A 22,205-nucleotide genomic window follows, 5' to 3' on the forward strand; every position below is an offset into this window, starting at 1 on the left:
TGGACTGAAACGGCATTATACATTATGATAATTGTATTACATTATAGTTTAATATTGTAAAGCTTATATTTTTGTTTCAACTCTTTACCAGCATGAAATTATTTGAGGCTATCTCCTCAAAAGCGATTTCCGAGAACAGATACTACTTAATGGAACATGAAAGTAAACAAATCCTTGAATATTATGGTCTCGAAACTACTGGTGCTTATTTTGCCCATACGGCAGATGAGGCGGTCAGAATTGCAAAGGAAATAGGCTATCCGGTGGTTTTAAAAGTTCTATCGAGCAAGGTTCTACATAAATCCGATCTTGGCGGTGTAAAGCTCAACCTGAAGGATGAAAAAGCAGTAAGAGAGGCATTCAAGGAAATAGAGCTAAAATTCAAAGATCTTGGTATGATCGGCGTTTCTGTGCAAAAGATGGTGGAACCGGGGATGGAAGTTATCGTTGGCGTTACGAGGGATGAAACCTTTGGACCCGTCATAATGTTTGGTTTGGGTGGAATTTTTGTCGAAGCCCTTGGAGACGTGAGTTTTAGGGCAATTCCAATAACCGAAAAAGATGCCGAAGAGATGATTAAAGAGATAAAAGGATACTCGATCCTGAAGGGTTACCGTGGAACTTCAGCTGACATTGAAGCCATAAAAAATGTTCTACTCACAGTTTCCAAGATCGTCACCGAAAACCCCTTGATAAAAGAAATGGATCTCAATCCAATTTTCGTTTATCCAAAGGGTTACAAGATCGCGGATGCCCGAATAATTCTGTCAAAAGAAAATAATGCAGAAATCGAATCTATTAAAAGCGATTTCAAAAAACTATTTTATCCGAAAAGTGTTGCAGTCATTGGAGCTTCAAACACTCCAGGAAAGCTCGGCTGGAATGTGTTTAGAAATCTGCTAACTCATGGCTTTGAGGGGAGACTTTACCCCGTTAATCCAAATGCCGAAGAAATCCAGGGTGTAAAGGCTTACAAAAGCATAAAAGAAGTCCCTGAGGCTGTAGATGTAGCAATAGTTCTCGTTCCCGCAAAGCATACACCAAATGCTGTCAAAGAGTGCTGTGAAGCTGGAGTGAAATTCATAATAGTCGAGTCGGCCGGATTTTCTGAACTCGGAGAAGAAGGAAAGAAACTTGAAATGCAGATGAAGTCTGAAATAAGAAAACATGGATGCAGACTCGTAGGACCAAACTGTGCAGGAATTATAAACACTCACAACGGTTTTGTAGGGTCACTGGGTCTTCTTGAAGACCTTGGCAAGGGAAATATCGGGCTCATAGCTCAAGCAGGTGTTTATGCGGCCGGATTTTTATGGGGCTTGAGAAATATAATGGACTTCGGAATCATAGTAACGATCGGAAACAAGCTCGATGTAAATGAAACGGACATGCTTGAAGCTATTGGAAATGACGAGAATATCGAAGTTGTTTGCATGTATCTCGAAGACATCAAAGCTGGAAGAAGATTTATCGAGGTTGCAAAAAGGATTACGCAGCAAAAGCCTGTAATAGTTTTAAAGACGGGAAGAACAGAAGAGGGGAAGAAAGCGGCATCAACCCATACAGCATCTCTTGCTGGCAATGATCGGATTTACAGTGCTGTTTTCGGACAGGTGGGCATAATAAGAGCGAGAGACAACGAGCACCTCTTCGCACTTGCAAAGGCTTTTTCGAAACAACCATTGCCGAAGAACAATAACGTATTTGTAATAACCTATGCAGGATCTCTTGGCGTAGCATCAGCAGACGCGATATCTCTAAATGGGCTTAAGCTCGCAGATTTTCCGAAAGAAATCAAGGATGAACTCAAAAGTTTGATGCCAAGCTTTGTTGGAAGCTTTAATCCACTGGATTTGACATTCGATCAAAATCCCGAACAGGTTAAGAAAGTTATAGAGACCGCTTTAAAGAGCCAGAGTGTCGGTAGCATCGTAGTTATAATGCAAACTGAGAAGTTCAAGAGTTATGTCGAAACGCTCAGATCGATCGACTACAAGGGTGTTCCAGTTTTTGCAGTCGTATTCGGGAAGGAATTCGTTATGGAAGACGTTATAAGACTTGAAAAGGCAGGAATACCGGTTTATACAACTCCAGAGCAGGCAATCGAAGTAATTGCAACGATGTGGAAGTATAAGGAGAAATTCAGGTTTGCAGAAAAGACAGAATACACGAGTGTTAAGGCAGCAAAAGGTATTTCTGCAACTCCTTGATTTTCCAATTTTTTAAATCTTAAGAATCTGCGAAGTAGATTACTTGGCTGAAAATTTGGCTCGGAAAGGTCAATAAAAGTTCTTTGCTAGAAAGAAAAATTTCATCGAATTAAAAGCTGAAATTGGGATTTTTATGAAACTTGGTGTGAAAAGGTGTTAATAAAGGCCGAAAATAAATTATACCGAAATATCAAAAATGAAAGGTAGATCTAACTGAATTAAGGCATTATCCGTAATAAAAAGAAAAAACACGGACCCGGCGGGATTTGAACCCGCGATCTACGGCTTAGAAGGCCGTCGCTCTGTCCTGGCTGAGCCACGGGCCCTGCTTTTATATGGCTGTAGGAAATGTTTTTAAGTCTTTCTCAAAGCGAATTCAAGTCTCAATTGACTTTAATCGTTTATACATAGGAAGTGACCCATTTTGTCTCTCTTTGCTTTGAGATAACTTAAATTCGCCTCTGTTGGTTCCACCTCGATCGCTTCTCTTTTCACGTTAAAGCCGTATTTTGCAAGTTCTTCGATCTTTAAAGGATTATTTGTTAGCAACCTGACGTTCTTAACCCCCAAGTCCATCAGTATCTGTGCAGAAATCCCGTAACTTCTGAGATCTGGTGGAAATCCGAGCTTTAAGTTTGCATCCACTGTATCAATACCATTTTCCTGAAGTCTGTAGGCCAAAAGCTTGTTTATAAGACCAATTCCTCTGCCCTCATGGCCTCGCATGTATATCAGAACGCCCTTTCCCTCCCGATCAATCATCTTTAACGCGCTTTCAAGTTGTTCACCACAATCACAACGCAACGAGTGCAGAACATCTCCTGTTAGACACTCTGAATGAATTCTTACAAGAATATTTCCAGAGGAAACGTCTCCCTTTACCAGTGCGAGTATTTCTCCTATCGGGCTCTTGTAACCAATTGCCTTAAAAGTGCCGTAAAACTTTGTTGGTAGAGTTGCTTCGACAACTCTTTCGACTATTTTTTCGTTTTTCAGCCTAAACTCTATAAGATCACGTATATTAATGATCGGAATTGAGTGGACTTCTGAAAAGTTCTTGGCAAACTCAATTCCACCAACCTTACCTTCAGGCGTTAAAATTGGGGCATAAACGGCACATGCCCTAAAACCAGCGAGTCTTGCCAAATCAGAGCACGCTTCAGCAATTCCAGGCCGCTCAAGAATTCCCATTTCTTTTGTTTCCTCTACAAAAATCCTTCCAGGGAACTTTATTTCCCCCGGGCTTATATTTTCAAGAACTAATTTTTTTATGAAATTCGCTCTATCTTCAGCCGAAATCTTTTCAAGTTTTGGATCTATTGGAATTAGATTGCCATTGAAGAAAAATTTATTTAAACCAAGTGAGGAAATTTTGCTCCATGTCAGTGAAAGTCGTATCTCGTCACAATTTTTCATAATGAAGTTAATAGAGTTGGAGTTGACAATTTCCGCAGGAATACAGAGAAAACTCTTATCTTCCTCACAAACTATGACAAATCTTCCCGCTTTGATTTCTTCTATTAAATTTTCCATAGAATTCGAAATGAACAAAGGGATATAAATATTCTTATACTCAGTGAATGCCTGAATAAAAGATGCGAATAGCTGTGATCGATAAGGAGAGATGCCAGCCAAAGAAGTGCGGGCAGGAGTGTTTGAAGTATTGTCCTAAAGTCAGAAGTGGAGATGAGACTGTTGTGATTGCAGAAAAGGCGATCATTTCGGAAAAACTCTGCGTAGGCTGTGGTATATGTGTTAAAAAGTGTCCGATGAAGGCAATCCGAATTGTAGGGCTTCCAGAGAGATTGGAGGGTAGAGAAGTTCATAGATATGGTAAAAATGGTTTTGTGCTATACAATTTGCCCGTGCCGAGAGTAGGAGCTGTAGTAGGGATTCTTGGGGCTAATGGGACTGGAAAAAGCACAACTGTTAAGATTCTTTCAGGCCAGTTGAAACCAAATCTCGGTAAAGAACAGGCAGATTGGGAAGAAATTTTTGAAAGATTTTCCGGAACAGAACTTCTGGATTATCTTAAAAAGTTAAGGGATGGAAAAATAAGGGCAAGTATCAAGCCTCAGTATATAGAAACGATTCCAAAGGTTTTTTCAGGAAAAGCAAGGGATTTGCTTGAGAAATTTGACGAGAGAGGTATTTTAGATGAGATAGTCGAAAAACTAAACCTTAAAACATCTTTGAACAGAGAACTGAAAGATCTAAGCGGAGGAGAACTGCAAAGGGTTGCGATTGCAGTTTGTTACATGAGAGATGCGGATTTCTACTTCTTCGACGAAGTGACGCCATATTTGGATATCTACCAGCGAAAAACTGTGGCCAACGTTATCAAAGAACTTTCGAGTAAAAGAACTGTGATGATAGTAGAGCACGATCTGGCAATTCTTGACATGCTTGCTGATTTCGTTCACATAACCTACGGAGTTCCGGGCGTTTATGGAGTAGTCACAGCTCCGAAGTCTGCAAGAGTGGGGATAAACCAGTATCTAAACGGTTATTTGGCTGATGAGAACATAAGAATACGAGAAAAAAGAATAGAATTCGAGATCTTACAGCCAAGAGAAAGCGTTTCGGAAAAAATTCTTCTTGAATATCCTGCTTTCAAGAAAACTCTCAACGGTTTTACACTAATGGTCGAAAAAGGAGACATAAGAGTTGGCGAAGTCCTCGGCGTTGTTGGCCCTAATGCAACTGGTAAGTCTACATTTGTAAAGGTCCTTGCCGGTGTTTTGGAAGACGATGAGAAAAAGGTAAGTTTAAGTTTGAAAGTGAGCTACAAACCACAGTATATAAAAGCGGATATGGATGAAAGCGTTGAAAATTTTTTACGAAAGATAAATCCGATGATATATTCATCTTTTATTAAAACAGAATTTTTAAAACCTATGCAAATCGAAGAATTAATGGAGAGGAATCTTCAAGACCTTAGTGGAGGAGAACTTCAAAGAGTTGCGATTGTAGCATGTCTTTTAAGGGATGCGGATCTTTACCTTCTCGACGAACCCACAGCACATTTGGATGTTGAGCAAAGGAGTGAGACCGCCCGATTGATAAGAAGATTTGCTCTCAACAACTCAAAAAGCGTGCTTGTCGTTGATCACGATATCTACTTTATAGACATGGTAAGCGACAGGCTAATGCTATTCGATGGAGAGCCCGGGAGGAGGGGTTTCGCAATAAGGGCGAAAGGTATGAGAGAGGGGATGAATGCATTTCTTTCAAAGCTTGGAATTACCTTCAGGAGGGATGAAGAGACAAAAAGACCAAGGGTTAACAAGCTCGACTCAAGGCTGGATAGAGAGCAAAAAGCTGTTGGAGAATATTATTACTACATTTAAATTTTAAAGCTTATAGTAATCGGTGTAAAAAGCGTCGATCTCATCGTAGCGTTTTAGTAATTTTGCAACCTCGACAGCGATGATATGAGCACATGGATCCTTCCCCTTTAGCTTAATTTGAAAGTCTGGGCACGAGCAAAAAAACTCGTCCACTATGTATTCATTTTTACCAACCACGACAAAGAAGTCGTGATACTTTTTAATTCTGTTCTCTTTCAAGTAGAAAAATGCCTTCTCACCCCTTTTTCCGTAGTTCAAAAAAAGAGCTTTGTATAGCTCATATCCTAGCCCCTTCTGTGTGGCAATAATCACATCATTCGCCAGTTTCATCTTCTGCTATTTCTTCGCTCGCATCGATCTTTGAAAGTTCCACAACCATGCCTATTGCATCAACACCATCAAGCCAGCTCAAAATTACTGAATCCTCCTGCAAATTGAGATCTGGAAGTTTTTCACCTTTTATAACCTTCGCCCCCACTTTCGCAATAGAGTCAAAAGCCATATCCAGTTTTCCATTCTTTTCATTTTCAAGAGCATCTTTTATGAGCTCTTTTATACTTTTCCTGCTAAACTTACCTTCAAGATAGTATCTGAAGGATTCTATGCTGGCCTTTATTGCCTCCGCAGTTAACATGAATATATCTGTTTTGAGATCTGAATTTAATTTGTAATCTTTATTGAAAGAGCTGGCAATTTTTTCAAGTTCTTTAATAGCCTCTGCCTTTTTGATTTCCCGATTTTTTACTGCATTTAAAATGCTAAAACAAGCGATGATCACATCCTCGAGCATCTGTTCAAAAACGGATAAACTGTCGGGATCATCTTCACGAACTTCACTTTCATTAATTTTTTTTATCCAATTTTGGAGTCTTGAGTCAGGGTAGAAATCCATAAGAAAAAGTTTTTAGGGAAGATATAAGGATTTCTACTTCGCATCCTCGACGCCTTTTTCTGTAATCTTGAACACAACTTCAGTCTCCGGAAGATGCGGGGAGTCGACAAGTCGGGCAATTCTAAGTTCTCCCTTGCTCTTCTTCAAGTATACTCTGTAGGTTGCGGTGTGGGCAACTATGTGTCCTCCAACAGGCTTTGTCGGGTCTCCAAACATGATATCTGGGCGTGCCATTACTTGGTTGGTTACAACTACTGCAGCGTTGAAAAGCTCCCCGAATTTCATCAAGTCGTGCATGTGTCTGTTAAGCTTCTGCTGCCGATCCGCAAGTGTTCCCCTGCCTACGTATTCAGCTCTGAAGTGCGAAGTCAGCGAATCCACAATCAAAAGCCTAACCTGTTTTCCCTCTTTTTTAAGTCTCTCCGCCAATTCCTTTGCATTATCAACAAGAAGCATTTGATGGTTAGAGTTGTAAGCTTGGGCGACAAAAATGTTCTTGAGCACCTCGTTCGGATCAAGCTTCTTTGCGGTTGCCATCTGGATTATCCTCTCTGGTCTAAAAGTGTTCTCGGTATCGATTACAATAGCACAGCCGTCTAAGCCACCCTTATCCTCTGGAAGCTGAACATTTACAGCGAGCTGATGACAAAGCTGGGTTTTACCGCTCCCGAACTCTCCAAAGAGCTCCGTGATTGCCTGAGTTTCGATTCCACCACCAAAGAGATTATCAAGCTCTTTGCTTCCTGTTGTTATTTTACGAACATTCTTCCTTTTTTCAAGCACCTTGTCTCCACTTTCAAATCCACCAATACTTGCCATCTTCCTTGCATGCTGAATGATCTTCAGTGCACTTGCCTCGCTTATTCCACTTATAGCAGAGAGTTCAGCTGGAGAAGCTATTGCTATTGCCTCAATACTCGTAAATCCCGCTTCTCTTAGCTTTTTTGCAGTTTCTGGACCAACACCTGGTATTTCTTCAAGATCAACAATCTCTTCCGTCATTGATGCTGATATTTCACAAATAAGTTAAACTTTTTGCTCTTGTCTGCTTAAAAAATAAAAATCAGATTACTTTTTAACCCTATCAAAAAACGGATTCTTGCCCTCTACTGCGATTGGAATTGCAAAAGCCACATCGCAATCCGTTAACCCAAGCTTTTTCACAGCCAGCGCTATTCTATACATGATCCTCGTATCGACCCCAAGTATTGCAGACAGCTTAACCGCAGAGCCAAGGGCAATTCCGAGATCAACGAGCTTGAACGCACAATTTGGTCCTTTAAACTTCAACTCCTCTCTTTTAGCCCTTTCAAATTCAGCACAGCTTTTAAATCCACATGCCCCGCAGTTCAATCCAAGTGATTTTCCACCTCTTACTCCAATTAGCAGAACCCCTTTAGACTTTCTTAGGCTATCCGCATCTCTAAGGAAGTTTTCATCTTCCTTGGCAAAGTCTTCCATTTTCTTTGCAATTTTTTCGATCTCGTCTTTACCAAAATAAAGAATCTCAAGGTCATCAATGCCTTTCGATTTTGGAGCGGTTCTTGCAGACTCTGCCATTAGATATGCAGAAATTTTAACCGCTTCTTCAGCAAAATCTCTTTCATTTTGCACCATAGAAAATACTGGTTGAAGATTAACTTTTTCCTTTCAAGTCAGGATAATTGCAAATTAAAAAATTTAATTAAAAAAATCCCTTCAGTTGCTCTTGGCAACAAGATCAGGGCATTTACCTTTTAGAAGTTCATTTACCCATACGTATATCTTGTAGCCATTTATTTCTTCGTTGTAGAATCTGTCCTTCTGGAGTGGATAAAGCATACCGCCTGTTATCATCGTGTGCTGGATGCTTACTGGCATGAACCTGCAGAATCTATCGGGGAACTTCTGCTGTAGCTCGTTAGTCACTCTTAGCAATCTACTCTGATACTCGCATGGCTTGTATCCGCTGAATATCGTGCCTATTATTAAGTCCAGCTGGTCTTCAAAGAGCGCATAGATGCATTGCTGGCAATCATTTAAGCCGAATTCAATCGCATAGATCGGATCGCCATTTAAGTAGGGAATTGCCCCTTCGGGGAAGTTCTGGATTGTTCCCCATCTTTCCATAACTTCTGGCATCTGGAATTGACTTTGTGGACTTGGCATAATTCCCGGGCCTGCGTCGTTTATTGCCAGAATTGGCCTGCCGAAAAGCTTCCATGTATAGTAGCTGTGCAACAGCGTTCCATAGCCACCCGCACTTGAGCCTGTGACAACAACTCTGTCCCAGTTATTTTGCAGAGCATATCGGATTGCCACTATTCCATTCACAAAGCCAACATGGTAGATCGTTTTTGTGGACGAAGAGTTGCTGTCGAAGTATTTTACAACTCTGTTCCCCATGTGGATATCACCAGTATTGTAGGGCACAAAAACCATTGTCCAATTTCTGAACGGATTTTTCGGATTCTTAACGTCAAAAATACCTCCTCTGTAGTAGAGATTCAGGAACCACGTCTTGGACTCAAGGGCTACGACTGTTCCAATCCCCAGCAGTGGTTTGCAGTTCTCGATGTTTGTGCATAACATCGGTTTACAAGTTGTATAATCCGCACAGGCTCCGCCACCCTCTAAGAAGATAAGAAGATTGTTCTCAGCCCCTCTTCTGACAAGTATAAAAGTCTCTTTGCCCAATCCATTAACGCAAGGGCTTGGTAGCTTGACTTTCACCCAATCTATCCCGTCGTTTGGATCGTCAATGGGCAGGGAATTCAAAGCGGGCATCGAGCTGATATCGATCTCGAATGGATTTGCATACGTCTCTTTTACTATCTCGTAGCTGCCAAGAGCAAAAACTGGTGCAATAGCGAGGATTAACCCAACAAACACCAGCAATTTCATGATTAAAAGGTTGATTTATCAAATATAAGTTTTTCTATTAAATTGGCTTATAATTATTACAATTATCACTATCAATTAGCTAAATCACTCTATCTTCTTTATCTCCTCGTAGAGTTCTTTTAGCGCATCCAGATAATCTACTTTTCCTCGTTCTATTGCATCCATCTTTTCTTCCAGAGCCCTTGTCCTGCTCTCAGAAATGAATGGAGCATAATTAGAAATCAAAAAGTCATAAACAGAAATCCCATCCTTAGTAGGGATCAATCTTCCATTTTTCTCCAGCACGTAATTCCTTGCGAACAGCTTGTCAACGATAACCGCATAAGTGGACGGTCTGCCAATTCCTCTTTCTTTCATCAGCCTTATCAGTTCCGCCTGAGTTAAAAGCTGTGCAGAAGGCACCTTTCTTACTTCAGCCTGAACCTTGAATTTCCCCTCAGTAAGCTCTTTTTTGACCCAAACTGATTTGTAAAGCTCAAAAGCCTTTCCTTTAGCTTCAACGATTCTCTCCTCTTCAAATGACTTTCCGTTGGCTGTGATCCGATACTTCTTTATGTGGACTTCGAAATCTTTGCATTGAGAAGCCATAAATCGCCTGAAGATAAGATCATAGAGAGCAAAGTGTGCCCATCCAAAGCCATCTATATCAAAAACTCTTTCCTCGATTAATCTTTCCAAAGTAAACCTATCTATGGCTCTTGTAGGGCGAATACATTCATGCGCCCCCTCTGCAAACCATTCTCTGCCTTTAAAGTTCTCGCCCAGATATTCTTGAGCAAGTCTCATTCCATACTCGCTTACCCTTGTTGAGTCTGTGCGGTGATAGGTTATAAGTCCGTTTTCGAAAAGGTCTTGGGCAACTTCCATTGCCTGCTTCGTAGAGAGCTTTAAAATTGCGTTTGCGTCAAAAAGAAGCGAATTCGTGGTATAAGGCGGCATTGGTGTGCGGGTTTCAAATTTGTCTTCAATAAGTTCAATGATTATCTCGAATTCCTTCTGATCGGACTCAATTGCAAGATCCAATTCTGGAATGAATGCTATGCTTTTTCTGATTCTACTCGCCCTGAACCTATCTACAACCCATCCCAGAGCGGGCGTCTGAGCTCTTCCTGCAGATAGATACTTCTTTCCGAAGTAATTCTGAACTTTTTGGCTAAGAACGAAACCAATCCATCTATCTTCAATTCTTCGAACAACCTGAGCTTTCAGTAGGTTCTCATTTATCTCTCTGAGATTATTTAGAGCTTTCGTTATCTCTTTTTTGGTAATCTCGTGAAATTCCGCCCGTTTTATCTGCCCACAAAGCAAATTACTCAAATCCCAGGCGATCTTCTCCCCTTCTGAGTCTGGATCTGTGCCTATAATCACGAACTCGGTCTCTTGAGATAGTTTCCTTAGGGCAGATATTCTCTTTATGGCATCATCTACCTCATCGGAACCGCATTTCGGACAGCTTTCCTCGTCGGTAAACTGGTTTCCACATTTTTTACACTTCTTTATGGTGCCGTAGACAGGAGTAAAGTTATCGAGAACTCCATAATAGCCACGATTGATAACAAGATCTGTTAAATGCCCAAGTGTTGCGGTTATCAGGAGCAGGTATTTTTCTGTGGGGACTTCGTAAACTGGAATTGAATCGATAAATCTAACGCTTGGTTTTCCGAAAAATCTCGATATCTGCTTTGCTTTTGTCGGGCTTTCCACAACCAGAAGAGCGGGTTTTATTAATTCTACTTCTTCTTTTCTTTTTCTACTTTCGTCAATCTCCTTTTTCAACCTGTCCAAATCAACATTTTTTATATAGCCAAAGGCTATATCGTAGTATTTTGCCCTCTCTATAAATGCTCTTAAAATCTCAGCGTCTTCTTCAAAAACAAAGCTCGCCCCTTTTGTTATGCCCCTTGCGTGCAATCTTGAAGTTCTGCCAGAAGCCTGCAGATAAGTTCTTACATCGGGGATAATGACTTCTCCTTTGCGTATCACAGCATCTCTTACTTTCAGATTTCCCTCAGCGATAACTTCTTTTAAAATCGCTCTAAGCTCGTTTTCGATTTTTTTAATGAAATTGAGTTTTGGAACGAATTTTTCCAACCGTTCATCTTCTCTCAAAATTAGAGTCAAAGCCCTTAACGTCGTAATCGGAACCTTCTCGATATCTTCAATCCTGAATCTGTGAACAGGACATCCGATAAAGATGGCAAACCTGATTCTTTCAGGCAAATCCAGACCTCTAACCAAAATTCCATAGTAATGTGCGGTTCCAACCAGATAATCAAGTTCACCTCTCGAGAATAGCTCAAAATCCTTCGAACTCTTTGAAGTAACTATTCCTATTTTAAACGCACTTTTGAGCTCTTCGTAAATCTTCTCGCATTCATCAATACTCCGCACATATATAAGGCCTCCGGGTCCAAGTCTTTTCAGAAGTTCTGGCAGATCTTCCTTTTTATCTACGATTACGTCTTCTATGTTTCTTAGATAGTATTGAGAAGATCCTATGCTGAAATTCAAGAATTTCCGAAAAAGCTCAACATTTTTCCCGAGCTTTGCAGTGGCAGTGGATACAACCAGAACTCCTTTCTCTGTCCCTTTTCCAAATCCAAGTAGGCTTAGAATTCTTTCCACGTTTTTTGAAGCTTTGAGAACAGCATCGACGTCATCAACAAATATAAAGTCAAAAGTCAAATCTTTCATCTTTTCAAAGTTTTTTGCAAGAAACTGAGCGGTGGTAATAAGAATTCTGAATTCACCAATTTTCTCAAAAAAAGCCCCTTTATCTTCAATATCTGAATGATAAAACCCTACCGGAAACTTTTCAGTATCATTGAGACTCAAATCCAAGCCAATTTTTTCAGAATAGGATTTAAGGTTTTCAACTGCCTGCTTTACTAAAATAGAGGTTGGAAAAATTATATAACATCTTTTTCCATTCATTGCCAAAAATAGCGAAATTGCAAGCCCAAAAGAGGTCTTTCCAATGCCAGTAGGAGCGGTTAGAGTAAAACTGTCTCCATTAAGAACTCTTTTCGCCCACATTTTCTGAATTTCTCGTGGTTCCCCGATACATTTTTTGAAAAACTCTAAAAACGGCATTAGATCATCATCTACACAAAAATGGGTCTTGTTAGAATTGCAGAAACGCAGATTTATCTCATAAGAAGTCAAATCTTTCCCACAAACCGGGCAAAGATTTTGATAGACTACATCCATGGAGTGAAGTGGAAATAAAGAGATAAATATCTTTTCTTCCAAATTCTAACGTGATTTTAATTGTCGGAGCCGGACCCGCTGGAAGCCTTTCCGCAATGCTCTTGGGAAAGAATTATGATGTTCTTTTAGTAGAAGAGCATCAAAGTGCGGGCTTTCCCGTGCAGTGTGCTGGATTGATAAGTGATAAATGCTTTGAAAGCTACAAGAAATACTGCAAGATCGAGAAAGCTCTTGAGAACAAGATAAAAGGAGCCTTTTTCTTTTCTCCTTCAGGAAATTTTTTCCCAGCATTCGGCGACGCTTATGTGATCGAAAGGAAGATCCTCGATGAAATGCTCCTTGAAAAAGCCTCCAATTTTGCTGAGATCTTAATGAAATCAAAGCTGAAGTTTAAAGACAAAAAGCCAATTCTTAATGGCAAAGAAGTTTCCGTGGAATACATAATTGGAGCGGATGGTGTGAACTCAGAAGTTGCAAGAGCCTACGAGTTTGAAAGACCACCTGTAATGACCGCCATACAGATCGAAACCAGATTTGAGCCAATCGATCAAAACTTCGTCGAAATTTACCTTGGCAAAGCTTACAGTGATTTTTTTGCCTATGCTATCCCACTTGAAGACACCGCAAGGATTGGAGTCATTGCGAAAGAGAATGCAAAGCAATATCTTCAAAATTTAATAGAAAAACACCCCTCGGTTTCAAAGCGGGTTAAAGGGAGCATTGTTGAACTAAACTCCGGCATGATCCCCCTAAAGCTTGTTGATTTCGTAAAGCAAAATGTTGCCCTGCTTGGAGACTCTGCGGGAATGGTTAAACCGCACACAGGCGGTGGGCTCTACTATTTGCTTGTTGCAGCTGAGAAGCTTGCAAAGAACTTTCCTAATCTTAATGCGTATCGCAAAGACTTTATGAGAGAACTTGGAAAAGAAATCAGGCTCGGAGAGAGAATAAGGAGGGTTTACAGTCTGGAAAACAGGGATCTCGAAAATATAGTCAGAGCGTTAAAGGAATTCGATTTCTCGGGAGTGCACATGGATCGACCCTCGACTTTTTTAAGCCCAAGCGTTCTTTTTAGGATCTTTAGAACAATTATCAGCAACCCATCGCTTGTAAGTGTTGCAACAAAATTGCTCTTTTAAAACTTCATTCCGCTCAGTCTTTCGATTTCTTCTTTCATTCTTCTTGCTCTCTCCCTTGTAGCCTCTGTGAACCACCTAAGCCTTGGATTCTCCAAATCAATTTTGTCCAAACGTCTTAAAAAGCTTTCAAAGTCCACGTTCTTGGCTCCAAAGGTTATGTTGTCTGCAAAGCTTACGATCTTCTCTTCCAAACTTTCTGGTAAGTAGTCCTTCTCAGGCAAGCCAAGCCTTTTTGCCTCTTCAGCACTAATTCCCGCACTGAAGTGTCTCTCAGCAATCTTTACGATCTTCTCGTCCATTCCTTCAGCCCTTAAAATCTCCGCGGACTTCAGGAAATGCTGAAATGGATCATGAGTTATTGCTCTGCCGATGTCATGCAGAAGGGCGCCTAAGAGGATTGCCTCTTTGTCCACTCTGTGACCATTTTTGTCTACATTTTCAGCGATCTTCAAAGCTAAATCTGCAACCGCCATGCAATGCCTTCTAACGTTCTCTTCAAGCCCATATTTTTCCCAGATCCTTTTAACAATCTCAGGCACTTGCATAGGCTCAAGTTATTACAATTTTCTTAAAATGCTCTGGAACAAAGTTGCCTGCATCAACTCCAACCGCCTTGCTGAAGTTGTAAACCATTATGTAGCCCGCAAGATGAAAAGGAGCTTCGATCAGTTCCACATCTCTTTCCATGCTTGCCATACATGGATAGGCACACTGATGCTGATGGATCTCCTTATATAACTCGCTAAGATCCTCTATAACAAAACCACGCATTCTTTTAGCCACAAAGTAAGCGGAACCACATGGATCACTTCGCAAAACCTCTACATTTTCAATTGCATTACTATCAAGCTTTACTTTGAATTCTGGACGTCCAATGCTGAAATAATCGCAGAATCTCTTTAAAATATTACCCTCTGGATTTAAAGCGCAGAAAGGCTTTGGAGAGTCAAATTGGATACCAACTTGCGCGCACTTTTCTTTCAATTGCCTTCTTAAACCCGGAGAGCACCATTTCTGGTCACATGCGGGCACAATTAAAGCCCTGAATTCTCCAATTTTCGGCAAGGATATTAGAATGTCAGGATGAACGTTTATAGCAACAAGAACTTCGCAAGAAAACTTCTGCACATAATTTTCAGGCTCTTCTACATATAATCCTATTGCACTTGGCTCAGGAAGTGATTGAACGAATGAAATATTTGAAGAGAAGTCATATTTCTTGCAGAAGTCACAACCATCAATTCCGCATGCACCAAACTTTGGGCAAAGATCTGGATAAGCAAGATTGCAGACAAATCTCTCTCCGAATTTTCCGCTGTAGATTATTCCAAGATCCACGTAATTCCATGGAGAGCAATTTAAAAAATTTTACAAAGTGCTCCTGAGTTGTATGGTAAGGGTTTTATAATCTTTTATCTTTCCACGACTATGCCGAAAGTTATTGTTGAAAATGTTGAAAGCTACGAAAAGGTTGGAGACTTTGTGGAAAAAGTGTATGATGTTTTTGGATTCAAAAACTGCTCTTATCTGAAACCGAATTTTCTGAAGTTCACAGACCCAAGCACTGGCTGCATTACCCACCCAAAGTTAATAGAGGCAATACTAAAGGTCGCAAAAGAGCATGGGCACGAGTTAACAATAATTGAAGGTGGGTTTTATAAATATACTGCAAAGAAATGTTTCGAAGCTTTCGGCTTAAACAACTTGGCTAAATGCATAAATCTGAACGAAGACGAATTTGTCGAGGTTGAGGTCAACGGAAAAGCTCTTAAGACTGTTAAGATGGCTAAAACTGCGCTGGAAGCGAGAAACAGATACATTAGCGTTCCAAAGCTTAAAGTTCATCATAAAACCATTGTAACCTTAGGAATAAAGAACAACATGGGTTTTCTTAAGAAGCCCGCTATTTACATGCATCCGAGAATAAGCCAAAAGCTTGTCGATCTTCTTCAATTTACAAGACCACAGCTAACAATTGTTGATGGAATAATCGGTGGAAACAAATCTGAATCTAGCACAGTTCCGCTGGAACACGGAGTAATGGTTGCAAGCGACGATGTTGTTGCATGCGATGTGGTTTGTGCACGGCTAATGGGTTTCAATCCAAGAAACATAAAGCACATTCGTTTAGCAATGGACAGCTTTGGCATTAGAGAAAACGAAATAGAAATAGAAGGCAATTTAGCTGTTAAGAAATACTCGCTTTCATTATTAAACCGATTGTTTGGCAGATTTATTTGAGTGCTATAGTTTTTTAGACTGAAATCGAAAGGATTTTATATGCGGTTAAAAGATCGTAGCTATGAAGCTTTTTGAACCAATCGAAATCGAGGGAATGAAAATAAAGAATCGAATCGTTTTGCCAGCTGCGGAATTGAACTATCATACACCAGATGGTGGGATTACTGACAGACTTCTCGATTTCTACAGAGAGCGTGCAAAAGGAGGTATTGGGTTTGCAATTGTTGGAGTTGCAAAGATCGAGCCACATTTCTTCGGTGGCTTGGCAATTCATGATGACGCATATATTCCTCAGCTTGCTGAAATTGCAAAGGTTTTCCACGAATATGATGTGAAGTGCGCGGTTCAACTCTGGCACCCTGGCAGATATGAAATCTCGTTTGATCCAGATCGAACCCCCGTTGCCCCATCGCCAATTCCCCCGCCAATCTTCAGCAAAAGGACTCCGAGGGAATTAACGAAGGAAGAGATTCTCAAGATTGAGGAGGAATTTGCGGACGCTGCGGTGAGAGCAAAAAAGGCGGAATTTGATGCGGTCGAACTAATAGGTTCTGCAGGTTATCTTATTTCGCAGTTCTTCAGCCCTGCGACAAATAAAAGGAAGGACGAGTATGGAGGAAGCATAGAAAACCGTGCAAGATTTGCAGTTGAGATCATTCAGAGAATCAAGGAGAAGTGCGGAAAATATCCGGTTATGATCAGAATTCCGGGCGACGAGTTTGTTGAGGGGGGAAATACTGTTAAGGAAATGAAGATCATTGCGAAGATCCTTGAAGACGCTGGTGTTTGTGCGATCAACGTCATGGCGGGCTGGCATGAGTCGAGAAGACCGCTAACTACAATGCTTGTTCCAAGAGGGGGATTTGCATATCTTGGCGAGGAAATAAAGAAGGCTGTAAGCGTTCCCGTGATCATAGCTCACAGAATTAACGATCCCTTCATAGCTGAGAAGATCTTGCAAGAGGGCAAAGCGGACATGGTTGCGATGTTCAGAGCGCTGCTTGCAGATCCAGAGTTCCCAAATAAGGCTAAGCAGGGGAGGGCAAATGAAATAAGGTATTGCATTGCCTGCAATCAGGGCTGTATGGATAACGTTATGCAGGGAATGCCAGTTACGTGCCTTGTAAATCCCGCTGCAGGAAGAGAAGCCGAGCTCAGGAACTTGAAGGCTGAAAAGAAGAAAAAGGTGGTAATAGTAGGCGGTGGTCCTGGTGGGTGTGTTTCTGCAGAATATCTTGCAATGAAAGGGCATAAAGTCGTTCTTTTTGAGAAAACAGACAAGCTCGGAGGTCAGTTTAACATCGCTTCAAGCTCTCCCCTCGCTTATGAGTTCGCTGAATTCGGCAAATACTTCATGAACATTCTTCCAAAGCTTGGCGTCGAGATCCGCTACAACACAACAGCGACAGCTGAAAAAGTTCTTGCAGAAAAGCCCGATGTTGTGATCATTGCGGTTGGGGCAAGCCCGCTAATTCCGCAAATTCCGGGAGTTGAGAACGCTGTAACTGCCTTTGACGTTCTAAGCGGTAAGGCTAAAGTTGGCAAGAGAGTCGTGATCATTGGAGCTGGCGGTGTTGGCTGCGACACCGCAGCAATGCTTGCGGACAAATGCAAGGTTACGCTAATTGAGATGCTCCCGAAGATCGGTCAGGACATAGGAATTAGCACAAGATGGACTGTTCTGCTCTATCTGAACCAGAAAGGAGTTGAGATGCTTACTGAAACAAAGGCAGTGGAGATCAAGAAGAACGCGGTTGTGGTTGAAACCCCGAAAGGCAGAAAAGAGATCGAATGCGACACCGCGGTGATTGCGGTAGGAACAAAGCCAAATGATGGGCTATACGACCAGCTTAAAGACAAAGTCCCTGAGATCTATAAGATAGGAGATTGCCTAAAACCGAGAAAGGCAATTGATGCAACTCAGGAGGCATTTGAGCTCGCCTTGAAGATCTGACTACTTTAAAACCATTTTTGTTTTTGAGAACCAAACGAGAAGATCGAGCTCAGCAACGCTTAGCTTATTTTTAAATGCGATCTCCTGCATTCTCTTCTCTGCCTCAATATATCTCTTTCTGCTCATGCATTTGTGCTCAACACCGAGCCACCTTAAAATGTGTCTGTCGAGAATTGCAAATTCCTTTTTACCAGTGTTTCTAAGGAAGTGGCTTGCTTCCTTGAATCCAAAGCCATAGATTTCATTTACAAGCAAGTCTCTTGCTTTCTCGTCTTCAGGAAGTTTTATTTCTTTAAATTTTTTTAGTGCATTCACAATGTATAATGCCTTTTTTCTGCTAAATCTTACGCCAGCAGTCCTTAAAAGTTCTTCAATCTCTCTAACCTCAAGCTTTGTGACTTCTTTGTCCTCTAAAAGCTTTTGAAATCTCAAACCCGCTTTTGCTGAAGAATTCGCTGTTGAAATGCAAAATGCAAGCTCACTCTCTATGGTCGCTTCAAGCTTAAGATCTAAAAAAGGTCTGAAGTCGAATTTCGTTGCTCCATTATTGCCAAGCTTTTCAAACTCATTGATCCTCCTACGGATCGCATTCCAGACTTCTTCAGAAACCTCTGGGATTTCTGGCTCAGTCAAGTCTGAGATCTTTGACAAAGACTCCTTCTCCCTCTTCAATGTAGCCAACCCTCCTTGCCCCGAATTTTTCAACACAGCTAACCTGATCTTCGGGAACTATGACAAGGAAACCCATCCCCATGTTGAAAGTTCGATACATCTCAAGTTCATCTACGTTTCCGAGCTTCTGAATAAACCTAAAGATCTCCTGAGGTTTAAGCGGGGAATCTATGACATATTTTACGTCCTTTCTTAGTCTTTTTAGCTTTCTAAAGGCTCCTCCTGTTATATGAGCGAGTCCGTGAACTTCACAGGTCTTGACAATCTCGAGAACTTCCATGTAGATCTTTGCGGGCGTCAATAATTCCTCCCCAATAGTCTTATTCCCGAATTTGTCGAAATAACTAAGCCCATTCGCCTCAATAACTTTTCTTGCCAAAGTAAGACCATTGCAATGAATCCCGGAGCTCGGAAGAGCCATAATAACGTCGCCAGGCTTTACTGCCTTGCCTGTTATTATTCGATCCTTTTTAACAACTCCGATTGCTGTCCCCGCCAAATCGAAGCCATTGATCATCTCAGGTAGCGTCGCAGTTTCTCCGCCAACAAGGGTTATATTAGCAATTCTACAGCCCTCCTCAAGCCCTTTAGCAATTTCTGCAACGATGTTTTCGTCAATTTTTTGCATTGCAATGTAGTCTACCATTGCCAGTGGCTCTGCACCGATTGCAAGTAAATCATTCACATTCACTGCAACGCAGTCAATGCCGAGAGTGTCGAACTTTTTCATCGCAATCCCCACAAGTATCTTCGTGCCAACACCATCTGTGGTTATTGCAACACCGTATTCACCCAAATCGACAACTCCAGCGTAATGCGATACGAGAATAGGTTCTCCGAAGCCCTTTCTCGTGTATTTGACTATGCTTGTCAAGGAGCTTATCGCTTTTTCAGCTTTGCTTATATCAACTCCTGCTTTAGCGTAATCGAACTTCATAGCCCAAATCGGGAGAACTTTTTAAAAACTTATTCGATTTTCAGCATGGATCTCGTGAAGCTACTCGATCTCATGGAGAATGAGGCAAAGAAAAGAAATGCTCCAATCTTTCTGCACAATGTAAAGCTTGAGCCGTGGCAGATCTTGATCGCAACAGTTTTGAGTGCAAGAACGAGAGACGAGCAAACATCAAGAGCGGTTGAAAGGCTTTTCTCTAGGGTTAAATCGCTCGAAGAGCTTGCAGATATGAAAGCTGAGGAGATCGAGAATCTAATAAAGTCTGTGGGCTTTTACAGAGTCAAAGCAAAGAGAATAAAGGAGATCGCGGAATTGCTTAAAAATAGAAAATTCCCGGAATCCATGGAAGAGCTTTTAGCATTGCCCGGGGTTGGAAGAAAGACCGCAAACATAGTCTTAGCTTACATGGGGAAGCCAGCGATTGCAGTCGACACCCATGTGCACAGAATCGCAAATAGACTTGGGCTTGTCAATACAAGCAAACCTGAGCAAACGGAGGAGGGATTGAAGAAGATCTTCCCAGTAGAGCTCTGGAATAGGTTGAACTCTGCTTTTGTAGGTTTTGGACAGACTTTATGCTTGCCAAGGAATCCAAAGTGCAATGAATGCCCTGTAAAGGATTTTTGTAAGAGTTTTGCTTTGAGAAAAGATTTTTAATTTAAATTGCAGAATGAATAACATGAAGGTTGCAACTTTCAACGTGAATTCCATAAATTCAAGGCTCCACATCGTAATTCCGTGGCTAAAAGAGAACAAGCCAGACTTCTTTTGCATGCAGGAAACAAAGGTTGAGGACAGAAAATTTCCTTCTGCGGATTTTATCAGGCTTGGCTATCATGTCGTTTTTAGGGGCAAGGGAGGGCAGAGCGGAGTTGCAATTGCTTCGCTTAAGGAGCCTCTGAAGGTAAGCTTTGGTTTAAACGGCGAAGATGAGGACAGGCTGATCTTTGCGGATTTCGGAGATCTCAAGCTGATCAACGTCTATGTGCCACAGGGATACAGCATAGATAGCGAGAAATACGTTTACAAGCTCAAATGGCTCGAAAGGTTTTACGAATGGATCAAGAAGTTTGATCTGAGTGATCGAATTCTGATCTGTGGGGACATGAACGTTGCTCCGGAGCCAATAGATGTTCACAGCCCAGAGAAGCTTAAAAACCATGTTTGCTTCCACGAAGACGCAAGGAAAGCTTATAAGAAGATATTAGATCTTGGCTTCGTTGATTTGCTCAGGAAAATGCATCCGAATGAAAAAGTCTACTCATTCTACGATTACCGAGTCAAAGGAGCGATCGAGAGGGGGCTTGGATGGAGAGTCGACGCGATCCTCGCAACAAAAAGTCTTGCAGAGAGATGTGTGCGCTGTGATGTAGATCTAAAACCAAGGCTCGCGGAGAAGCCTTCAGATCACCTACCTATGATAGCTGAATTCGTAGAATGAGAAATTTGTTTTTTGTTGAATTCCTGAAATAGGCAAAAACTTTAAAAAGTTGTAGATCTTGGATTTTTATGAAAATTAAAAAGGTAGCAGTTCTTGGAGCAGGGGAAATGGGTCATGGAATTGCAGAAAATTGTGCTATTGCTGGCTATGAAGTTTGGATCAGGGCGAGAAGGCAAAGTTCGTTGGAGGAGGGAATGAAAAGGATTACTGACGGTCTTTTCAAACTGGAGAAAAAAGGTGTTATAAAAGACACAAATGAAGTTCTTTCAAGAATTCACCCAACCACTGATTTGAAAACCGCCGTTGAGGATGCTGATCTGCTCATTGAGTCAATTCCAGAAGTCTTTGAGCAGAAAGTCGAGGTTTTTGCTGAGTGCGATAAGATTGCAAAGCCAGAGTGCATTTTTGCCACCAATACATCGACTATGAGCATAACTAAGCTCGCAAAGGCTACGAAGAGGGAAGACAGGTTCATTGGAATGCATTTCTTCACACCCGTTGTTATCATGGAGATCGTGGAGCTAACAAGGGGAGAAAAGACGAGCGACGAAACTCTAAACACCTGCATTGAATTTCTCAAAACACTAAAGAAAACGCCAATAGTGCTGAACAAAGAGACCCCAGGATTCATTGTGAATCGAGTCGTTGCTCCCACTTCTGTGTTAAGGCTTTGTATCATAGAAAATGGCATTGCAACGCCTGAAGAAGTTGATGCTACATACAGAAAAGCGGGAAACGTGATTGGGCTGTTTGAACTCTGGGATTACCTTGGTTTGGACGTAGTGTGCAATGCGATGAAATACTACGCTCAAAATCTCAGTCCAGATTATGAGCCCAGATATCTCGAGAAAATGGTTAAAGAGGGGAAGCTCGGCAAGAAAAGCGGAAAAGGATTCTATGACTGGAGCACAAGACCAGAAATAGATCTGAGCAAGGCCACTGACAGGGTTGACGTTAGAGACTTCATATTTTTGGAAATAAACGAGGCGACAAAGCTTGTCGAACTCGGAATTGCTGATCCGCAGACAATTAATACAGCAATAAAATTGGCCTATGGAAGAAAAAAGGGTCCTTTTGATTTTGCCAGAGAATATAGCGATGTTGAAATCTCAAAAAGACTTGAAGAACTCGCTAAAAGGTTCGGAAAAAGGATTTTCGAGCCTGCTGAAACGATTAGAATGGGAAAGCTTAGAGAATTGCTTGAACAATACTTTAAATAAAAATTTTTAAACAAAGAACGAACTTCTTTTCGGTGATC

Annotated in this window: 19 protein-coding genes and 1 tRNA gene; 8 read left to right on the plus strand and 12 right to left on the minus strand. The window is 41.3% G+C overall.

Features of this window, described 5'->3' with window-relative positions:
• Positions 1 to 92 precede the first annotated feature (92 nt).
• The gene (locus QXI54_04375; GenBank protein MEM0302391.1) at positions 93 to 2,210 is read left to right on the plus strand and encodes an acetate--CoA ligase family protein; all 2,118 of its coding nucleotides are present in this window, start codon (positions 93 to 95) and stop codon (positions 2,208 to 2,210) included.
• A 251-nt stretch (positions 2,211 to 2,461) separates the two neighbouring features.
• Here the strand turns inward: QXI54_04375 and QXI54_04380 are convergent.
• Positions 2,462 to 2,536: transfer RNA gene (locus QXI54_04380), tRNA-Arg, on the minus strand.
• 67 nt (positions 2,537 to 2,603) lie between these two features.
• Positions 2,604 to 3,743: a GTP cyclohydrolase II gene (gene ribA, locus QXI54_04385; protein MEM0302392.1), complete on the minus strand. Its 1,140-nt coding sequence runs from the start codon at positions 3,741 to 3,743 to the stop codon at positions 2,604 to 2,606.
• 62 nt (positions 3,744 to 3,805) lie between these two features.
• On the opposite strand from ribA, the gene QXI54_04390 reads away from it, so the two are divergent.
• Positions 3,806 to 5,560: a ribosome biogenesis/translation initiation ATPase RLI gene (locus tag QXI54_04390; protein MEM0302393.1), complete on the plus strand. Its 1,755-nt coding sequence runs from the start codon at positions 3,806 to 3,808 to the stop codon at positions 5,558 to 5,560.
• A gap of 3 nt (positions 5,561 to 5,563) precedes the next feature.
• On the opposite strand, the gene QXI54_04395 is transcribed toward QXI54_04390, so the two are convergent.
• The 6 genes from QXI54_04395 to rgy form a co-directional block, all read right to left on the minus strand.
• Positions 5,564 to 5,890 (minus strand): SWIM zinc finger family protein, encoded by a 327-nt coding sequence (locus tag QXI54_04395; protein ID MEM0302394.1) that lies wholly within the window; start codon positions 5,888 to 5,890, stop codon positions 5,564 to 5,566.
• The gene (locus QXI54_04400) at positions 5,874 to 6,452 is read right to left on the minus strand and encodes a DUF2150 family protein (protein ID MEM0302395.1); all 579 of its coding nucleotides are present in this window, start codon (positions 6,450 to 6,452) and stop codon (positions 5,874 to 5,876) included. Before QXI54_04400 ends, QXI54_04395 begins: the two co-directional genes overlap by 17 nt.
• Before the next feature lie 33 nt (positions 6,453 to 6,485).
• Positions 6,486 to 7,454: a DNA repair and recombination protein RadA gene (gene radA / locus QXI54_04405; GenBank protein MEM0302396.1), complete on the minus strand. Its 969-nt coding sequence runs from the start codon at positions 7,452 to 7,454 to the stop codon at positions 6,486 to 6,488.
• A gap of 66 nt (positions 7,455 to 7,520) precedes the next feature.
• A complete protein-coding gene (locus QXI54_04410) occupies positions 7,521 to 8,069 on the minus strand; it encodes a DUF2148 domain-containing protein (protein ID MEM0302397.1) in 549 nt (182 codons plus the stop codon).
• An 81-nt stretch (positions 8,070 to 8,150) separates the two neighbouring features.
• Positions 8,151 to 9,335: a pectin acetylesterase-family hydrolase gene (locus tag QXI54_04415; protein MEM0302398.1), complete on the minus strand. Its 1,185-nt coding sequence runs from the start codon at positions 9,333 to 9,335 to the stop codon at positions 8,151 to 8,153.
• Positions 9,336 to 9,419: 84 nt separating this feature from the next.
• Positions 9,420 to 12,545: a reverse gyrase gene (rgy, locus tag QXI54_04420; GenBank protein ID MEM0302399.1), complete on the minus strand. Its 3,126-nt coding sequence runs from the start codon at positions 12,543 to 12,545 to the stop codon at positions 9,420 to 9,422.
• 50 nt (positions 12,546 to 12,595) lie between these two features.
• Between rgy and QXI54_04425 the strand changes: the two genes are divergently transcribed.
• Positions 12,596 to 13,684, plus strand: a complete 1,089-nt coding sequence (locus QXI54_04425; protein MEM0302400.1) for an NAD(P)/FAD-dependent oxidoreductase — start codon at positions 12,596 to 12,598, stop codon at positions 13,682 to 13,684.
• Here QXI54_04425 and QXI54_04430 read toward each other — a convergent pair.
• Together QXI54_04430 and QXI54_04435 are read right to left on the minus strand one after the other, a co-directional pair.
• A complete protein-coding gene (locus tag QXI54_04430) occupies positions 13,681 to 14,229 on the minus strand; it encodes a TIGR00295 family protein (GenBank protein MEM0302401.1) in 549 nt (182 codons plus the stop codon). The genes QXI54_04425 and QXI54_04430 overlap by 4 nt on opposite strands.
• 4 nt (positions 14,230 to 14,233) lie before the next feature.
• The gene (locus QXI54_04435) at positions 14,234 to 15,022 is read right to left on the minus strand and encodes a DUF166 family protein (GenBank protein ID MEM0302402.1); all 789 of its coding nucleotides are present in this window, start codon (positions 15,020 to 15,022) and stop codon (positions 14,234 to 14,236) included.
• A 90-nt stretch (positions 15,023 to 15,112) separates the two neighbouring features.
• Between QXI54_04435 and QXI54_04440 the strand changes: the two genes are divergently transcribed.
• Together QXI54_04440 and QXI54_04445 are read left to right on the plus strand one after the other, a co-directional pair.
• The gene (locus QXI54_04440; GenBank protein ID MEM0302403.1) at positions 15,113 to 15,925 is read left to right on the plus strand and encodes a DUF362 domain-containing protein; all 813 of its coding nucleotides are present in this window, start codon (positions 15,113 to 15,115) and stop codon (positions 15,923 to 15,925) included.
• A gap of 61 nt (positions 15,926 to 15,986) precedes the next feature.
• Positions 15,987 to 17,879 carry an FAD-dependent oxidoreductase gene (locus tag QXI54_04445; GenBank protein MEM0302404.1) on the plus strand — a complete coding sequence of 631 codons (1,893 nt, stop codon included), beginning with the start codon at positions 15,987 to 15,989 and terminating at the stop codon, positions 17,877 to 17,879.
• On the opposite strand, the gene QXI54_04450 is transcribed toward QXI54_04445, so the two are convergent.
• Positions 17,880 to 18,560, minus strand: a complete 681-nt coding sequence (locus QXI54_04450) for an N-glycosylase/DNA lyase (GenBank protein MEM0302405.1) — start codon at positions 18,558 to 18,560, stop codon at positions 17,880 to 17,882.
• The gene (purM, locus tag QXI54_04455) at positions 18,505 to 19,488 is read right to left on the minus strand and encodes a phosphoribosylformylglycinamidine cyclo-ligase (GenBank protein MEM0302406.1); all 984 of its coding nucleotides are present in this window, start codon (positions 19,486 to 19,488) and stop codon (positions 18,505 to 18,507) included. Before purM ends, QXI54_04450 begins: the two co-directional genes overlap by 56 nt.
• A 45-nt stretch (positions 19,489 to 19,533) precedes the next feature.
• On the opposite strand from purM, the gene nth reads away from it, so the two are divergent.
• The 3 genes from nth (at position 19,534) to QXI54_04470 (ending at position 22,167) form a co-directional block, all read left to right on the plus strand.
• Positions 19,534 to 20,163, plus strand: coding sequence for an endonuclease III (gene nth / locus QXI54_04460; protein MEM0302407.1), 630 nt, complete (start codon positions 19,534 to 19,536; stop codon positions 20,161 to 20,163).
• A gap of 22 nt (positions 20,164 to 20,185) precedes the next feature.
• Positions 20,186 to 20,947, plus strand: a complete 762-nt coding sequence (xth, locus tag QXI54_04465; GenBank protein MEM0302408.1) for an exodeoxyribonuclease III — start codon at positions 20,186 to 20,188, stop codon at positions 20,945 to 20,947.
• A gap of 68 nt (positions 20,948 to 21,015) precedes the next feature.
• Positions 21,016 to 22,167 carry a 3-hydroxyacyl-CoA dehydrogenase NAD-binding domain-containing protein gene (locus QXI54_04470; protein MEM0302409.1) on the plus strand — a complete coding sequence of 384 codons (1,152 nt, stop codon included), beginning with the start codon at positions 21,016 to 21,018 and terminating at the stop codon, positions 22,165 to 22,167.
• Positions 22,168 to 22,205: the final 38 nt, after the last annotated feature.

This window comes from Archaeoglobaceae archaeon (assembly GCA_038734275.1).
Taxonomy (GTDB): Archaea; Halobacteriota; Archaeoglobi; order Archaeoglobales; family Archaeoglobaceae; genus WYZ-LMO2.

What these genes read in the sequence shown, in the direction of transcription:
- QXI54_04375 (MEM0302391.1), top strand. Translation starts at nt 93, where the DNA reads ATGAAATTATTTGAGGCTATCTCCTCAAAAGCGATTTCCGAGAACAGA.
- ribA (MEM0302392.1), bottom strand. Translation starts at nt 3,743, where the DNA reads ATGGAAAATTTAATAGAAGAAATCAAAGCGGGAAGATTTGTCATAGTT.
- QXI54_04390 (MEM0302393.1), top strand. Translation starts at nt 3,806, where the DNA reads ATGCGAATAGCTGTGATCGATAAGGAGAGATGCCAGCCAAAGAAGTGC.
- QXI54_04395 (MEM0302394.1), bottom strand. Translation starts at nt 5,890, where the DNA reads ATGAAACTGGCGAATGATGTGATTATTGCCACACAGAAGGGGCTAGGA.
- QXI54_04400 (MEM0302395.1), bottom strand. Translation starts at nt 6,452, where the DNA reads ATGGATTTCTACCCTGACTCAAGACTCCAAAATTGGATAAAAAAAATT.
- radA (MEM0302396.1), bottom strand. Translation starts at nt 7,454, where the DNA reads ATGACGGAAGAGATTGTTGATCTTGAAGAAATACCAGGTGTTGGTCCA.
- QXI54_04410 (MEM0302397.1), bottom strand. Translation starts at nt 8,069, where the DNA reads ATGGTGCAAAATGAAAGAGATTTTGCTGAAGAAGCGGTTAAAATTTCT.
- QXI54_04415 (MEM0302398.1), bottom strand. Translation starts at nt 9,335, where the DNA reads ATGAAATTGCTGGTGTTTGTTGGGTTAATCCTCGCTATTGCACCAGTT.
- rgy (MEM0302399.1), bottom strand. Translation starts at nt 12,545, where the DNA reads ATGGATGTAGTCTATCAAAATCTTTGCCCGGTTTGTGGGAAAGATTTG.
- QXI54_04430 (MEM0302401.1), bottom strand. Translation starts at nt 14,229, where the DNA reads ATGCAAGTGCCTGAGATTGTTAAAAGGATCTGGGAAAAATATGGGCTT.
- QXI54_04440 (MEM0302403.1), top strand. Translation starts at nt 15,113, where the DNA reads ATGCCGAAAGTTATTGTTGAAAATGTTGAAAGCTACGAAAAGGTTGGA.
- QXI54_04445 (MEM0302404.1), top strand. Translation starts at nt 15,987, where the DNA reads ATGAAGCTTTTTGAACCAATCGAAATCGAGGGAATGAAAATAAAGAAT.
- purM (MEM0302406.1), bottom strand. Translation starts at nt 19,488, where the DNA reads ATGAAGTTCGATTACGCTAAAGCAGGAGTTGATATAAGCAAAGCTGAA.
- nth (MEM0302407.1), top strand. Translation starts at nt 19,534, where the DNA reads ATGGATCTCGTGAAGCTACTCGATCTCATGGAGAATGAGGCAAAGAAA.
- xth (MEM0302408.1), top strand. Translation starts at nt 20,186, where the DNA reads ATGAAGGTTGCAACTTTCAACGTGAATTCCATAAATTCAAGGCTCCAC.
- QXI54_04470 (MEM0302409.1), top strand. Translation starts at nt 21,016, where the DNA reads ATGAAAATTAAAAAGGTAGCAGTTCTTGGAGCAGGGGAAATGGGTCAT.